Origin of the sequence: Lysobacter gummosus (genome assembly GCF_001442805.1) — a bacterium.
Classification (GTDB): domain Bacteria; phylum Pseudomonadota; class Gammaproteobacteria; order Xanthomonadales; family Xanthomonadaceae; genus Lysobacter; species Lysobacter gummosus.
Window position 1 is genome coordinate 1,146,206 of the sequence record NZ_CP011131.1, and the last position, 15,402, is coordinate 1,161,607.

Consider the following 15,402-nt stretch of genomic DNA (forward strand, 5'->3'; position numbering starts at 1 on the left):
AGCGCGCCTATCGCGAACGCGACGACGAATTCGCCTTGCCCCTGGGTGAGGACGGATTCGATTCGCCCTCGCCGTCGCGCGCGCGCCGCGACGCGGAGCTGCGCTTGTACGGCATCAACGCCATCCGCGCGGTATTCGCGCGCCGCCCCGAAGCGATCCGCAAGCTGTATCTGGACGCGCCGCGCATTCCGCAGTTGCAACCGCTGCTGTCGTGGTGCGTGGCCAACCGGGTCGGTTATCGCGTGGTCGAGTCGCAGGATCTGGACAAGCTCGCCGCCAGCAGCCATCACGAAGGCGTGGTCGCCGACGTGCTGCGCGAAGAGCCGGTGTCGTTGTCGGAATGGCTGCGCGATCTGGGCTCGGGCCCGCAACTGGCGATCTGGCTCGACGGCGTCGGCAATCCGCACAACCTCGGCGCGATCCTGCGCTCGTCGGCGCACTTCGGCGTGGGCGCAGTGCTGTTGCCGAAGGACGCGCAGCTGAGCGTCTCCGGCGCGGCCGCGCGGGTCGCCGAAGGCGGCGCCGAGGCGGTGCCGATGGTGCGCATGGGCCGCACCGACAACGCTCTGGCGCAGTTGCGCAGCGCCGGCTTCGTGCTGGCCGCGACCGTGGTCAGCGGCGGCGAAGACGTATTCGCCGCGACATTGCCGCAACGCTTGATCTACGTGCTCGGCGCCGAAGGCGCGGGCATGGACCGCGAACTCGCCGCCGCCTGCGATCTGCGTCTGTCGATTCCCGGCAGCGGCAAGGTCGAAAGCCTCAACGTCGCCGCCGCGACCGCGGTGTTGCTGGCGGCCTGGAACGCGCGGCGCTGACCGCCGCGCGCGTTCGTCAAACCAGGTGCTTGATGATCTTCAACAGCTCGGCGTAGTCGCCGGCGTGTTCCGGCGATTTGAGCATCGCATCCAGACACACCGCGGTCGCCGCCTCCTGCAGCGCCTGCTTGCGTTGGAGATGCTGGGCGTCGGACACCTGGCGCAAGCCGGCGACGAAGGCGTCGGCGCTGGCGCGCTGCGCGTAGGCGACTTCGCCGGCTGAGCCGAGCACTTGCTGGTTGCTCAGTTTGACCGCCTGTTCGATCTGTTGATTGATGCCGGAATACACCGGCTGGCGGTCGTGTTCGGCTTCGATCTGAGCCCGCAACCGTTCCACCAGCGTGGCCGGATCATTGTCGGGCTCGGGTTGCGAATCGTCGGCTCGCGCCGCGGCCTTGAATGCGATCGTCGGCGCATCGGCCGCATTGCCCAGAGCGATTGCGGGCGCGAGCGGTTTTTCGTTGCCTTGGCTCATGTTCGTCTCCGGGCGTTGCGCGCCGTCGCTGGCGGCGGATGAGTGGGCGTAGAGCCGGGCGATGCCTTCGGAGAGCGAGACCGTTGCCAGGTGCTGTTCGTACTGCTGGGCGGCGACGGCGTTCTGGAGCAGGATCGAGATGGCACGGGCCAGCGTCATGTAGATCGTCGCGACCGCTTGCGCCGGCGCCTCGGCGATGGATTTGACGTTGCGCTGGGTGATCGGGTCGTGTTCGGTGAATTCGTCGGTGATCTGCGTCGTGATACCGGAAGGGGATTCGACCTCATCCATGGGTGCGTCCTTGTAAGGGAATAAAAGCACGGCGGGTTTGCCTGCCTTCGTTGCCGTTACAACGCAATCCGGCGGCCGAACCGGGCGCCGCGTGCCGCGCATCGCGATTTATGCGATGCGCATCGCATGACGACGAGGTCCGAACGTTGTGGGAGGGCCTTCAGGCCCGACGCCTTCCGCTCCGACACCGCGACCCAACACCAAGCCCCAAAAAAAACCGCCCTTTCCCGTTGCCGGAAAAGGGCGGCCCTATCGGCTGCGTTGCGTTACGCCGCGATCATTCGTCCGGCGGCGTGACCTTCTTGGCTTCGCTGCCGAAATCGCCGTCGGCCGACGCGGCCAGGTAGGCGAACACCGCATACGCGGCGACGTTCTGCGCCAGCGCCTTGGGATCGATCTTGTCGAGCGTGTCGTCGGGCGTGTGGTGGTAGTCGAAGTAGTCCGTACCGTCCTGCGCCAGCCGCGCCCAGGCCAGGCCGCCGGCCACGGACGGGCCGATGTCCGGGCCCGGGCCGCCCTTGCCCGGCGTGTGCTCGATGCCCAGCGGCGCCAGCGCCTGCGCGATCTGCGCATCGGCGGCCTTGGCGTAGTCCGGCGCCGAACTCGAGTACGCGTAGATGCGGCCCGCGCCGAAGTCGCTTTCGGCGCCGATCTGATGCTTCTTGACGTCCGGCAGGTGCTTGGCCGCGTAGGCCTTGCCGCCGTACAAGCCCTGTTCTTCGTTGGCGAAGGCGACGACGCGGATGGTCCGCGCCGGACGCAGTTTGCTTTGGCCGATCAACTTGGCCGCGGCCATCGTCAAGCCGACGCCGGCGCCGTCGTCGATGGCGCCGGTGCCCAGGTCCCACGAATCCAGATGGCCGCCGATCACCACCACTTCGTCCGGCTTGCTCTTGCCGCGGATCTCGCCGATGACGTTGTGCGAAGTCGCCTGGCCGTCCCAACCGCAATCCAGCGCCACGCGCACGCGGATCGGCGCGCCCAGCGCGACCAGGCGCGAGAGCTGCTCGGCGTCGGGCGCGGACAAGGCGGCGGACGGGATCGGCTTGAGGCCGTCGTCGAAGCGGGTGATGCCGGTGTGCGGCATGCGGTGCGAGTCGGTGCCGGCCGAACGCATCAGGTAACCGGCGGCGCCGGCGCGGATCGCCGCCGACGGGCCGCGGCTGCGGATGCGTCCGCCCGGGCCGTAACCGGCGCCGTCTTTGGCGCGCGGCATGGCGAAATCGATGAAGGCGATCTTGCCGGCCAGCGAACCGGCCGGCGCGGCTTCCAGCGCGGCCAGATCTTTGAAGCGCGCGACCTCGCCCTCGACCGTGCCGCCCGGGCTGCCGCCCAGCGCGGTCAGCGTCAGCGGCTGCGCGTGCGCGCCGATCACCGCGGCGTGTTCGCTGCGGCGTTCCCATTTCGGGAAGGTCACCGGTTCCAGCCAGACTTTGTCGAAGCCCAGGCTGCGGAATTTCGCTTCCGCCCAGGCCACCGCGCGCGCGTCGGCTTCGCTGCCGGCCAGGCGCGGGCCGACTTCGGTGGTCAGCGACTCGACGATCTTGTAGCCCAGGTCGCTTGCGAGCGCGCGTTCGCGCAACTCGGCCGCGGCCTGGATCGAAGCGTCGGGTATGCGGGTTTCGCGCGTGGCGGCCGCGGCCGCCGTGGCCGTGATCGAACCGGTGAACAACACGGCAGCCATCGCTGCCCATAACCGTGCGCGCATTCCCCATCTCCTCAAGCGGGCCCGCCGCGCGGGAGGTCGGCGGCGAAGGCGAAGCGGCGAGCTTAGCAACCCGCGCGCGGGCCGCTACCTGAGAAAAGTCACGTCGGCCTTGAGTGTTTTTTGTCGCTGTCTATCGCGGGGCTTGAGGCGGCAGGCGCGAACGCGGCTTTGCCGCTTCTGTCGTTTCGGAATCTTTTGTGGGAGAGGCTTCAGCCCCGATGCTTTCCGGTCGGATCGCCGCGAACTGAAAGAAAAGCATCGGGGCTGAAGCCTCTCCCACAAAAAAGCCCTCTCCCACAAAAGGTCGCCCACAAAAAGCAGAACGGCCGCGCGAGGCGGCCGTTCCGGGATACCGGCAAGCGCCGGGCTTACTTCTTCAGCGAATCGCGAATCTCGCGCAGCAGCAGCACGTCTTCCGGCGTCGCCGCGGGCGCGGCATCGGCCGGCTTGCGCAGCTTGTTGTAGCCCTTGAGGACGATGAAGATCACGAAGGCGATGAGGACGAAATCGATCGCGGTCTGCAGGAACATGCCGTACTTCACCGCGACTTCGGCCGCGACTTCCTTGCCCGCCGCGTCCAGCTGCGAAGGCTTGAGCACGTACTTCCAGTCGCTGACGCTGACCCCGCCGGACAAATAGCCGATCACCGGCATGACGATGCCATCGACCAGCGCGGTGACGATCTTGCCGAACGCCGCGCCGATGACCACGCCCACGGCCAGATCGACCACGTTGCCGCGCGCAATGAACTCTTTGAACTCGCTGATCATGCCCATCGCATGCTCTCCCTGGTTATCGACGACCGGTATCGGACCGGGCTTGGACGCAGTTGCAAAGCGCCGGGGCCGGACTATACCGAGGCCTAGGTGATGTGTCCGTGCAGTTCGGCCACGCCTTCGAGCACGGCGCGGTAGCGGTCGCCGGGCTGCAGGGGACCGACCCCGGAGGGCGTGCCCATGTAGACCAAGTCGCCGGCGCGCAGCGCGTACAGGCGCGAGAGTTCGTGCAGGATTTCCGGCACGTTCCAGACGAGATCGTCGAGCGAGCCGCGCTGGCGCACTTCGCCGTTGACCTCGAGGCTGAGCGAGCGCGAACCCAGCGGACCCACGTCGGCCGCCGGCACGATCGCGCTGATCGGCGCGGCGTGATCGAACGACTTGCCGGTGTCCCAGGGCAGGCCCTTGGCCTTGGCCTGCGCCTGCAGGTCGCGGCGGGTCAGGTCCAGGCCGACGGCGTAGCCGTAGATCAGCGCGGAAGCGGCCTCGACCGGCAACTCGCCGGCCGGCGCATCGCGGCCGATGGCGACTACAAGTTCGACCTCATGATGCAGTTCGGTCGTCCCCGGTGGATAGGGAATCGCTTCGCCCAGCTCTATCGCATCGGTGGGCTTGAGGAAGAACACCGGCCGCCCGCGGTCGGCGTTCGAAGTAGGCACGGCCGCGCCCATCTCGCGCGCGTGCTCGGCGAAGTTGCGGCCGACGCAATAGACGCGATGTACTGGAAAGGTGGCGTCCGCGGGCAGATTCTGGCCGCGAACGGGAATGCGGGTGGCCGGCGCGGCCTCGATCACGTCGCCCATACGGTCAGCGCGCCGAGGTCGAGCGGTGTTCGATCGTCGTCGCATCGACGACGCGGAACTCGCCTTCGACCACTTCCGGACGATGCTTGGCGCGCGCGGCCATCGGCTTGCCGCGGCGCTGCCACAGCTTGTAGGCCAGGCCCACGGCGATCATCGCCGCGCCGATGAAGACGCTGAAGAACACCAGCAACACCAGCAGTCCCAGCCCGACCAGGCCGAGCACGAAACGCAGGAGGCGGTGGCGCGGCTTGCGCGGCTCGAAAGCGTTGCGCACGCGCGACTGGAACGCATTCCATTGCGGTCGGTGATCGGCAAATCGGAAGGTCTGAGCAAACATTTCAGGTGTCGTGAGACAATAGGGCCTGAGCCGGACACATGAGTATCGTTCCAGGCATGAGCGAGGGTGTGAGAACTTCGTTAAATCATCCCGGCGGCGGCGAGGCGGGCGGTCATGCCTTGATCGAGCTGCAACGCCTGGCCGACGGCGCCTTCGCCGAGGTCGAAGCGACCATCGACGGCGACGCCGAATCGCTGTTGCTTTACCGCGACGGCGACGCCGTGCGCGCCTGGCTCAACATCTGCCCGCACGCCGGACGCCGATTAGATTGGGCCCCGGGCCAGTTTCTCAAGAGCAAGGACGGGCTGCTGGTGTGCGCGGCGCACGGCGCCAGTTTCGAGCTGAGCGGCGGCGAATGCGTCGCCGGGCCGTGCCGCGGCGAATCGCTGCGCGCGATCGCGGTGAGTGTGCGCGATGGGGCGGTTTGGCTGGGTTGAGGCGATCCGGCGGGAAGGGTGGTCGCGTGTTGCAGAAGCGGTGCGAGTGGCGATCGCGCGAACCGGATGCATTGAAGAAAGCGCGGGAAGATCCGTTATTTCTGCGGGAAGCGTCTTGGGTGTTGCTTCTGCGACATTACTTGCCCCAGAACAGGATGTTGACCATCAACACCGTCACCACCGTATAGATCAACGACAACGGCCCGCCGATTCTCCACAGCTCCTTGCCGCTGTAGCCCGCGGGCCCTGTGATCATCGAGATCACCGGGTTCGAGGCGGTCATGAAATTGTTCGACGCCGACAAGGCCACGATCAGCGCGAACGCGGTCGGATTGCCGCCGGCCGCCAGCGCCAGATTGACCGCCAGCGGCACCACCACGATGGTCGCGCCGACGTGGCTGATCACGAGGGAAAACGCGGTGGTCAGCAGCCCGACGAATATTTCCAGCAGCCACACCGGCGTCCCGCGCGGCAGCCGCTCGATGGTGTGGCCGGCGATCCACGCCGCCGCGCCGCTGGAATCCATCGCCCAGCCCAGCGGGATCAGGCAGGCCATCAGGAACACGGTCTTCCAGTTGATCGCCGAATAGGCTTCGTCGATGTTGATCACCCCGGCGATCAGCATGCCGGCGACGCCGGTCATCAGCGCGATCGACACCGGCAGGCGCGAGGACAGCGCCAGCAGCATCGCCACGGCGAAGATGGTCAGCGCGATCTTGAGCTTGTGCGGGCGCTGCTCGCCCTTGGGATAATCGGTGACCACGACCAGATCCTTGCTCGCCGCGGCGCTGGCCAGGTCGGTCCAGATGCTGTGGAACACCAGCATGTCGCCGGCGCGCATCGGAACGCTGCGCACGTTCTCGCGCAGCACGCTCTTGTCGCGGTTGATCGCCAGCAGGCTCAGGCCCGATTGCTTGCGCAGGTGCAGGTCGCCGGCGGTCTTGCCGATGTAGGCCGAGGTCGCCGGCACCACCGCTTCGGAAATACCGGCGCGGCTGGGATTGAACAGGTCGGCGAAGTTGCGCAGCCGCGAAGACAAACGCAGGAAATGGTTCTGGGCGAAATCCGACACCTGCTGCTTCGGCCCCATCGCGCCGAGCACGCTGCCGACCCATATGCGGGTGTCGGCCGGCGGCGCCAGGCGCGAGTCGTTGTCGCTCTTGAGCGCCAGCAGCAGCGGCGCGCCGCGCAGCGTTTCCGCCTCGCCCAGCGACATGCCGACCAAGGGGCTGTCGGCGGTGACGGTGAGTTCGTAAACGTCGCCGTCGATGCCGTAGGCCTTGGCGAAATAACTCTGCGTGCGCGCCGGCGTGGCGCCCTTGTCGGAGTCGTCCTTAAGCAGTTTGTCGCCGAAGAAATGGAAATACGCCAGCGACGCGGCGAGCAGGGCCACGCCGATCGGCAGCGGCGCGAACATCTTCAACGGCTCGATGGTCGCCGCGCCCGAGGGCAGGTTGCTGTTGGCGTTGAGCAGCAAGTCGTTGAGCAGGATCAACGGCGAGTTGCCGACCATGGTCAGCGCGCCGCCCATGACGATGGCCGCGGCGATCGGCAGCAGCAGGCGCGGCAGCGACAAGCCGGTGCGCGAGGACAGGCGCGCGGCGACCGGCATGTACAGCGCCATCACCGACGGGTTCTGCATGAAGGAGGAATTCAGCCCGGCCACCGCGGTGGTCAGCAGCAGCAATCGCTGCTCGATGCCGTGCGCGCGCCGCAGCAGCCAGGCGGCCAGGCGGTTGAGCGCGCCGGTGCGGTCCAGGCCGGCGCCGAGGATCATCGTGGCGATGATGCTGATGACCGCGTTACCGGAGAAGCCGTTGAACAGTTCGTCGGGTTCGACCAGGCCCGACAGGCCCAGCAGCACCAGCACCACCAGGGCGACGACGTCGGCGCGGATGCGCTCGAACAGGAACATCGCCATCGTGAACACCACCAGCCCGAGAACGAGCTTCATGTCGGTGGTTAGCGCGAGGGCGGTGTCCATCAGGGCCGGGATTGGGGATGCGGGATTGGGGATTGGGAAGAGCGCGAGCGCAGCGACACGTCACTACCGGAGTTGGCGTCGACAATGCTTGGCGAATGTCCGATGGCTCGCATCCGAATCCCGAATCTCGAATCCCTAATCCCGGCTCTTGTCGTACAACAAATCCCACACGCCGTGGCCGAGCTTCTGGCCGCGGGTCTCGAAATGGGTCTGCGGGCGCCAATCTGGACGCGGCACGCTGCCGCGCGGACCGGCGCGGTTGGCGAGCCCCCCGGTTGCGTCCAGGACGTCCCACATCTGCTCGGCATAGTCCTGCCAATCGGTGGCAAGGTGCAAGCGACCATTTTGCGCGAGCTTGCGCACCAGCAGATCGGCGAACGCGGGCTGGACCAGGCGGCGCTTGTTATGGCGCTTCTTGTGCCACGGGTCGGGGAAATAGATCCGGACCTCGTCCAGCGAGCCGTCGGCGACTTCGTTGTTGAGCACTTCCACCGCGTCGTGGTGGTACAGCCGCACGTGGTCGCTGCCGTCCTCGGCCAGCGCGTTGAGCAGGCGGCCGACGCCGGGGGCGTGGACTTCGATGCCGATCAGGTCGCGGTCTTTGTCGTGCTGGGCGGCGAAGCGCAGCGCTTCGCCGTTGCCGAAACCGATTTCCAGCACGCGTTTGGCGCTGCGGCCGAAGATCGCGTCGTAATCGCGGACGCTGCCTTGATAGTCGATGCCGAAGCGCGGCCACAGTTCGTCGAACGCGCGCTGCTGGGCCGGGGTGAAGCGGCCCTGGCGCAGCACGAAGCTGCGCACCTGGCGGCGGCCTTCCTCGACCGTGAACGGCTTGGGCGGAGTCTTGGCGCCATCGCTGGTAAACGGATCGGTCATATCAGCCGATCAACCCGTCCACGGGCGAAGACGCACTGGCGTAGCGCTTGCGCGGAATGCGCCCGGCCTTGAACGCGGCGCGGCCGGCTTCGATCGCCAGCTTCATCGCGTGCGCCATCAGGATCGGGTCGCGCGCGCCGGCGATGGCGGTGTTCATCAGCACGCCGTCGCAGCCCAGTTCCATCGCGATCGCCGCATCCGAGGCGGTGCCGACGCCGGCATCGACCAGGATCGGCACCCTGGCGTTTTCGATGATTTCCAGCAGGTTGTACCTGTTCTGCACGCCCAGGCCCGAGCCGATCGGCGCGGCCAGCGGCATCACCGCGACGCAGCCGATTTCTTCCAGGCGCTTGGCCAGGATCGGGTCGTCGGAGGTGTAGACCATCACGTCGAAGCCGTCCTTGACCAGGATTTCGGCCGCGGCCAGGGTCTGGACCACGTCGGGGAACAAGGTGCGCTGGTCGCCCAGCACTTCCAGCTTGACCAGCTTGTGGCCGTCGAGCAGTTCGCGCGCCAGCCGGCAGGTGCGCACCGCGTCGTCGGCGGTGTAGCAGCCGGCGGTGTTGGGCAGGATGGTGTAGCGGTCCGGCGGCAGCACGTCGAGCAGGTTGGGCTCGCCCGGGTTCTGGCCGATATTGGTGCGGCGGATCGCCACGGTGACGATTTGCGCCCCGGCGGCCTCGGTGGCCAGGCGGGTTTCGGTCAAGTCCTTGAACTTGCCGGTGCCGGTCAACAGGCGGGAGCGATAGGTCGTGCCGGCGATGACCAGCGGGTCGGAAAAGGCGGTATCAGTCATCGCGCAATTATGGCCGATCGGTACTGAACATGTCGGGGCGCGCGGGTGCCGTTTGCGGCGATTCGGGGCGCGGGCGGCGATCCGGCGGGCGGTCGGGCCGCCGGCCGGAGGATTCACGATCGTCCCGCCCGAACCCCAACTCGACCGCGGAAGCAAGCCGGTCCCGATCAGGCCCGATTGCGATTCTTCGGCCACTGTCACGAATCTTTAAGCGGCAACGTTCAGCATTCGAATCGGCTGCCGGGCGCCATGCACGGCTTCGGACGGAACCGACGGCAGCGCCCCCTTTCCTTCCGAATGCCGACGCCATGCCTTCTTCCTACCGCCAGCTCAGCCGGGCGATCCGTATCGCCTTGGCCGCCAGCCTGCTCGCCGCCGCCCAGGCCCACGCCCAGGACGCCACGCCCGCCGCCGCCCAGACCGGGCAGAACGCTTCCGCCGCTCCCGTCGCCGCTGGCGACCCCACCGCAGCGTCCGCGATGGCGTCTGAAGCCGCGACAGCGGGCAGGGCGGTTGACCTGGACAAAGTCGTCGTCACCGGCCGCTCCGGCACCCGCCAGCGCAGCAAGGCCGAGACCAGCTACTCGATCACCGCCATCGACGAAGACCGTCTGCGCATGCAGGCGCCGACTTCGGTCACCGAGGCCCTGAAGTCGGTGCCCGGCTTCTGGGTGGAGGCCACCGGCGGCGAGGCCAGCGGCAACATCCGCGCGCGCGGCATCCCGGTGGACGGGTTCGGTTCGGTGACCCTGCTCGAAGACGGCATCCCGGTGCAGCACGATCCGGCGCTGGGTTACCTCAACGGCGACCAGGCCTTCCGCCTGGACGAAACCATCGAACGCATCGAAGTGGTGCGCGGCGGCCCGGCCTCGGTGTTCTATTCCAACGCCCCGGCCGGCGCGATCAACTTCATCCCGCGCGTGGTCGGCGACACCGCCGAGGGCGCGGCCAAGATCACCTGGGGCGATTACGGCCTGGCCCGCTACGACCTGTTCTTCGGCACGCCGATCGGCGGCGGCTGGAAACTGGGCCTGGGCGGCTTCTATCGCAGCGACGACGGCATCCGCGATCCGGGCTATCCGGCCAACGACGGCGGCCAGTACCGGATCAATCTGTCGCGCGCGTTCGAGCACGGCAATCTGAGCTTCGACTACAAGCGCGTGGACGATCGCGTCGCCCTGTACCTGGGCGTGCCGATGCGCACCTATGCCGACGGCAAGATCCGCGGCGTGCCCGGCTTCGACGACAACCACGGCACCCTGGCCGGCCCGGAAACCCGGCGCGTGCCGATGATCCAGGGCGACGGCAGCCTGTACGACTTCGACAACGCGCTGGGCACGCAAGTGAAGCGCGACCAGTACAGCGTCAAGTTCGATTACGAATTCGGCGGCGGTTTCAAACTCGCGCAGGCATTGCGCTACAGCAAGACCGAAACTCAGCGTAACGGCGTGTTCCCGCTGACTTTGCAAAGCGGCGACAAGTTCTTCGCCGATGCCGCGGTCAAGAAGCTGATCGCCTCCGTGCCCGGCGCGGTCGGTGGGCAATTGCGTTATGTCGATGCGCCCGATCAGGTGTTCGGACCGAACCAGAACGGCAACGGCCTGATGACCATCGGCGGCCTGCGCGGGGTCACCATGCCGGTCAACGAGCTGATCAGCGACACGCGCCTGATGCGCCGATTCGATTTCGGCGGGCAGAGCCACGATGTCACCGTCGGCTATTACTTCGCCCGCTTCGATCAGGACTTCGATCGTTATTCTTCCAACGTGCTGACCGACGTGCGCGACAACGCGCGCCTGTTGAATCTGGTCGCGGTGAATGCCGCAGGGCAGCCGTTGAAAACGCTGACCGACAACGGCGTGTATCGCTACGGCTACGAGTGGGAAAACGCCAGCGGCCGCTCCACCACCCAGGCGGTGTACGTCTCCGACGAGTGGCAGGTGACCGACAAGCTGCGCATCGACGCCGGCGCGCGCTGGGAGCAGGTGCACACGCAAGGTTGGACCGAGATCCGCAAGCAGGTGAACCTGGGCACGCCGGCGACCTCGGCGATCCTCACCGGCTCGGGCGTGTTCGTCGATTACGACGAGAAGTTCGACAAGATCGGCTGGACCGTCGGCGCCAACTGGCAGTTCGATCCGCATCAGGGCGTGTTCGCGCGCTGGACGCCGGCGTTCCGCCTGCCGAGCCTGTCGAGCTACATCACCAAGTTCTCCAACTGCGACGTCGCCAAGCTGCAGGCCTGCTTGAACGATCCGAACGCGCGCCCGATCACCCAGACCATGGACCTGGGCGAGGTCGGCTACAAGTTCAGCAACGAAAGCTTCGACCTGTTCGCGACGCTGTTCTACACCAAGTACGACAACGTCGGCTTCAGCAACTACGTGTTCAATCTCGGCAACGGCGCTTCGACCGTGCAGCAGGGCTTCGCCGACACCAAGACCACAGGCCTGGAGCTGGAAGGTTATTGGACGCCGACGCGCTGGTTCGACCTGCAACTCACCGCGACGGTGCAGGACCCCAAGTACAAGGGCCTGCGCTATACCGAACTGGTCAACGGCGCGCCGGTGCTGCGCGATTTCGTCGATAACCAGTTGATCCGGGTGCCGAAGAACAGCTTCCGCGTGGTGCCGGGCCTGAATCTGCTCGACGACCGCCTGCGCCTGCAGGTGGCCTACGAATACCAGGGCGAGCGCTTCGTGGACACCGCCAACTCGGTCAAGCTGCCCTCGTATCACGTCATCAACGCCAGCGCGCGCTACGAGTTCGTGCCGGGGCTGACCTTGTTCCTGTACGCCGACAACCTGACCAATTCGCGCGGCCTGACCGAAGGCAATCCGCGCGCTGGCGAACTGCAGAGCGCCGACGCCGGCAACAACACCTTCATCGCCCGGCCCTTGCTCGGACGCGCCTTCCGCGCCGCGCTGATGTACCGGTTCTGAGCGTATCGTTGCCTGCTTTGCTGCGGAGTCCGGGTATGAAACGTGCGGGTTTGCCGAGTGTGTTGTCTGCGGCCGTGTTGGCTTGCGGCTTGATCGCCGCCGGCGCGGCCGGTGCGCAGGCGGCCGATGCGCCATGCAAGCTCGATGCGCCCGACGCCGCCCAGGCCGGTCCGGATTGCGCGGCGGCGTGGATGGATCGCAATCTGCATCTCAACGACTTGCAGGCGATCGGCACGCATAACAGTTACAAGCTGGCGATCCCGGCCGAGGAACTGGCCGCGCACCGCGCCCGCGACGCCGCCGGCGCGGATTCGCTCGACTACGCGCACGAGCCGCTGCATCAGCAACTCGAACTCGGCGCGCGGGTGCTGGAGCTGGACGTGTACTACGACCCGAAGGGTGGCCGTTACGCGCATCCGCCCGGCGCCTTGCGCCGCGGCTACGGCGAGGCGGGACCGTGGCCGGCGCCGGTGGCGGCGCAGATGGCGCAGCCGGGGTTCAAGGTCATGCATCTGGCCGATATCGACTTTCGCAGCCAGTGCATGGCCTTCGTCCAGTGCCTGCGGCAGATCCGCGCGTGGTCGCAGAACCATCGCGAGCATGCGCCGATCCTGATCCTGATCAACGCCAAGGACGGCAAGAGCGGCCCGGGCGCGATCGCGCCGCTCGCATTCGACGGCAAAGCCTTCGACGCGCTCGACGCCGAGATCCGCTCGGTGTTCGCGGCCGACGAATTGATCGTGCCGGACACGGTGCGCGGGCAGGCGAAGACCTTGCGCGAGGCGGTGATCGCCGGCGGTTGGCCGAGCATCGGCCAGTCGCGCGGCAAGATGGTGTTCGCGCTCGACGAAGACGCGCGCAAGGTCGGCTTATACCGCGGCGCGCGGCGTTCGCTGGAAGGCCGGGCGATGTTCGTCAATGGCGACGAGAACGCGGCCGATGCGGCGTATCTGACCCTCAACGATCCGATCGCGCAGGGCGAGCGCATCGCCCGCGCGGTCAAGGCCGGATTCCTGGTGCGCACCCGCGCCGACGCCGACACGGTCGAGGCGCGACACAACGATTCGCGCCGGCGCGAAGCGGCGTTCGCCAGCGGCGCGCAGTACATCTCCACCGATTATCTCAAGCCGGACCTGCGCTTCAGCCGCTATCGGGTGACGTTCCCGCGCAGCGAAGTGGTGCGGTGCAATCCGCTGCGGGCGATGGAGCGGTGCGGGCAGCGGCCGATCGAGGCGGCGGAGAAGCACGATTGAGCGGTGTTTTGCTATCCATGGCTTTACCGACACCGACACCCGCAGGCCGTCATCCCCGCGAAGGCGGGGATCCAGGGTTTTACCGAGGTAAGCACATGAAGTCCGACGCCTTTGCTTTTGCCCGTCATCCCCGTGTTTTTGCCCGTCATTCCCGCGAAGGCGGGAATCCAGTGCCTTTCGTGCGAGAACGCCTGAAGTCGCTGGATTCCCGCCTTCGCGGGAATGACGAGCAAAAGCAGTGGCAAAGGCCGAAGCAGCGGCCGAGGCACGAGGCGAAGCACCAGCAAGAACGGATCGCCGCGCGCGCCAAAGTCCTCGCCCTTCGCCTGACTTGCATCGGCGCCACGCTGGCGGCGCTCGCATTGCCCCTCATAACGCATGCAAACGGCAACACCGCCAGCACGCCCACCGCAACGCCGGCCAACGCGGCAAGCACCTCCGCGCCCGACCTGACCCTGGAAGGCCACATCACCGGCCGCGATAACAAAACCTACCGCGAGCTCCCGTTCCAGGTGCCCGAAGGCATCGCCCGCATCACCGTAGAGTTCGACTACGACCGCGCCGATAAAACCACCATCGACCTCGGCCTGATCGGGCCCGGGCCGTTCCTCGGCCGCGACGGGTTTCGCGGCTGGAGCGGCGGCAATAAGCGCGTGTTCACTGTCAGCGCCGCCGATGTCACGCCCTCGTACTTGGCCGGCGCGGTGCCGGCGGGCGAGTGGAAGGTGTTGCTGGGTATTCCGAACATCCGCGCCGACACCCAGGCGAGCTATCGCGCGCGCATCCGCTTCACCCGCGCCGACCAACCCGATGCGATTCCCGCCGTGCTCGCGCCGCCGCCGTTGCGCGCCGGCCCGGGCTGGTATCGCGGCGATCTGCACATGCATACCGGCCACAGCGACGGCAGCTGCGCTTCGCAGGCCGGAGCGAAAGTGCCGTGTCCGCTGTTCCTGACCGCGCAGGCGGCCAGCGCCGCGGGCCTGGACTTCATCGCCGTCACCGAGCACAACACCGTCTCGCATCTGGCCGACTTGCGTGAGCTGCAGCCGTACTTCGATCGCCTGCTGCTGATTCCCGGAATCGAGATCACCACCTTCCAGGGCCACGCTAACGTGTTCGGCACTTACGCGCCGGTGGATTTCCGCGTCGGCAGCGCCGCGGTGCCGGATTGGAATTCGCTGCTGCGCACGCTGCAACAGCGCGGCGTGCCGGTGTCGATCAACCATCCGATCCGTCCTTCCGACGAGCGCTGCATGGGCTGCGGCTGGACGCCGACGCCGGCCGCGGATCTGTCGCGCGTGCAGATGGTCGAAGCGGTCAACGGCGGCGACGCCGACACGCCGGGCTCGGGCATCGCGTTCTGGCAGCGCGAACTAAACGCCGGCCATCGCCTGACCGGCGTGGGCGGCAGCGACAATCACGATGCGCCGACCCAGGCCGAAGAACCGTTCGGCGCCAGCCGCATCGGCCGCCCGACCACGGTGGTGCGGGCGCGCGAGCTGTCGATGGCGGCGATCCTCGACGGGCTGCGCGCGGGCGAGGTGTTCGTCGATGTGCGCGGGACCAAGGATCGCGCCTTGAGCCTCAGTGCCGCGCATGGCGCGCGCGAGGTGGCGATGGGCGGCGATCTGGCGCTGAAGTCCGGCGAGCAGGCGCGGCTGTGGTTGCAGGTGCGCGGCGCGGCCGGCGGGAAGGTGGAGGTGATCGTCGATGGCGCGATGGCGCCGCTGATCGCCCAGCCGGCGATCGGTTCGGCCGAGCAGAGCTTCGATTTCCGCTGGCGCAGCGACGGCGCGCGGCATTGGTTGCGGGTGGATGTGCGCGATGCGCAGGGGCGTCTGGCGCTGGTCGGCAATCCGGTTTACTTCAACTGGCGCTGAGGTTTTGCTTCCTTGGTCAGGAGCAACAC

General features: G+C 67.3%; 14 protein-coding genes. 5 read left to right on the top strand and 9 right to left on the bottom strand.

Going from position 1 to position 15,402, the window contains the following annotated elements:
• Positions 1-35: 35 nt before the first annotated feature.
• Positions 36-815 carry a TrmH family RNA methyltransferase gene (locus tag LG3211_RS26985; protein WP_057945273.1) on the top strand — a complete coding sequence of 260 codons (780 nt, stop codon included), beginning with the start codon at positions 36-38 and terminating at the stop codon, positions 813-815.
• A 16-nt stretch (positions 816-831) separates the two neighbouring features.
• Here the strand turns inward: LG3211_RS26985 and LG3211_RS04650 are convergent, their stop codons facing one another.
• From LG3211_RS04650 to LG3211_RS04670, 6 genes are all read right to left on the bottom strand, one after another.
• A complete protein-coding gene (locus LG3211_RS04650) occupies positions 832-1,581 on the bottom strand; it encodes a RebB family R body protein (RefSeq protein ID WP_057941803.1) in 750 nt (249 codons plus the stop codon).
• Between the two features lie 277 nt (positions 1,582-1,858).
• Positions 1,859-3,289, bottom strand: a complete 1,431-nt coding sequence (locus tag LG3211_RS04655; RefSeq protein WP_057941804.1) for a M28 family peptidase — start codon at positions 3,287-3,289, stop codon at positions 1,859-1,861.
• A 130-nt stretch (positions 3,290-3,419) separates the two neighbouring features.
• Positions 3,420-3,548 (bottom strand): DUF6053 domain-containing protein, encoded by a 129-nt coding sequence (locus LG3211_RS27395; RefSeq protein ID WP_222837574.1) that lies wholly within the window; start codon positions 3,546-3,548, stop codon positions 3,420-3,422.
• A 109-nt stretch (positions 3,549-3,657) separates the two neighbouring features.
• On the bottom strand, positions 3,658-4,065 hold the full coding sequence (gene mscL / locus LG3211_RS04660; RefSeq protein ID WP_057941805.1) for a large-conductance mechanosensitive channel protein MscL: 408 nt from the start codon (positions 4,063-4,065) through the stop codon (positions 3,658-3,660).
• 86 nt (positions 4,066-4,151) lie between these two features.
• Entirely contained in the window at positions 4,152-4,868 is a 717-nt protein-coding gene (locus LG3211_RS04665) for a fumarylacetoacetate hydrolase family protein (RefSeq protein WP_057941806.1), read from the bottom strand.
• Positions 4,869-4,872: 4 nt separating this feature from the next.
• Positions 4,873-5,205, bottom strand: a complete 333-nt coding sequence (locus tag LG3211_RS04670; protein WP_057941807.1) for a hypothetical protein — start codon at positions 5,203-5,205, stop codon at positions 4,873-4,875.
• Between the two features lie 119 nt (positions 5,206-5,324).
• Here LG3211_RS04670 and LG3211_RS04675 point away from each other — a divergent pair, with 119 nt between their 5' ends.
• Positions 5,325-5,642, top strand: a complete 318-nt coding sequence (locus LG3211_RS04675) for a Rieske (2Fe-2S) protein (protein WP_057941808.1) — start codon at positions 5,325-5,327, stop codon at positions 5,640-5,642.
• 136 nt (positions 5,643-5,778) lie between these two features.
• Here LG3211_RS04675 and LG3211_RS04680 read toward each other — a convergent pair whose 3' ends face one another.
• The 3 genes from LG3211_RS04680 to LG3211_RS04690 all read right to left on the bottom strand — a co-directional run bounded on the left by LG3211_RS04680 (position 5,779) and on the right by LG3211_RS04690 (position 9,298).
• On the bottom strand, positions 5,779-7,626 hold the full coding sequence (locus LG3211_RS04680) for an SLC13 family permease (protein WP_057941809.1): 1,848 nt from the start codon (positions 7,624-7,626) through the stop codon (positions 5,779-5,781).
• Between the two features lie 135 nt (positions 7,627-7,761).
• Positions 7,762-8,502: a tRNA (guanosine(46)-N7)-methyltransferase TrmB gene (trmB, locus tag LG3211_RS04685; protein WP_057941810.1), complete on the bottom strand. Its 741-nt coding sequence runs from the start codon at positions 8,500-8,502 to the stop codon at positions 7,762-7,764.
• Position 8,503: 1 nt separating this feature from the next.
• Entirely contained in the window at positions 8,504-9,298 is a 795-nt protein-coding gene (locus tag LG3211_RS04690) for a thiazole synthase (protein WP_057941811.1), read from the bottom strand.
• A 308-nt stretch (positions 9,299-9,606) separates the two neighbouring features.
• Here LG3211_RS04690 and LG3211_RS04695 point away from each other — a divergent pair, with 308 nt between their 5' ends.
• From LG3211_RS04695 to LG3211_RS04705, 3 genes are all read left to right on the top strand, one after another.
• Positions 9,607-12,240: a TonB-dependent receptor gene (locus LG3211_RS04695; protein WP_083512313.1), complete on the top strand. Its 2,634-nt coding sequence runs from the start codon at positions 9,607-9,609 to the stop codon at positions 12,238-12,240.
• A gap of 35 nt (positions 12,241-12,275) precedes the next feature.
• Complete coding sequence (locus tag LG3211_RS04700) at positions 12,276-13,493, top strand: phosphatidylinositol-specific phospholipase C1-like protein (protein WP_083512314.1); 1,218 nt, start codon at positions 12,276-12,278, stop codon at positions 13,491-13,493.
• Positions 13,494-13,855: 362 nt separating this feature from the next.
• Positions 13,856-15,373: a CehA/McbA family metallohydrolase gene (locus LG3211_RS04705; RefSeq protein WP_237049832.1), complete on the top strand. Its 1,518-nt coding sequence runs from the start codon at positions 13,856-13,858 to the stop codon at positions 15,371-15,373.
• Positions 15,374-15,402: the final 29 nt, after the last annotated feature.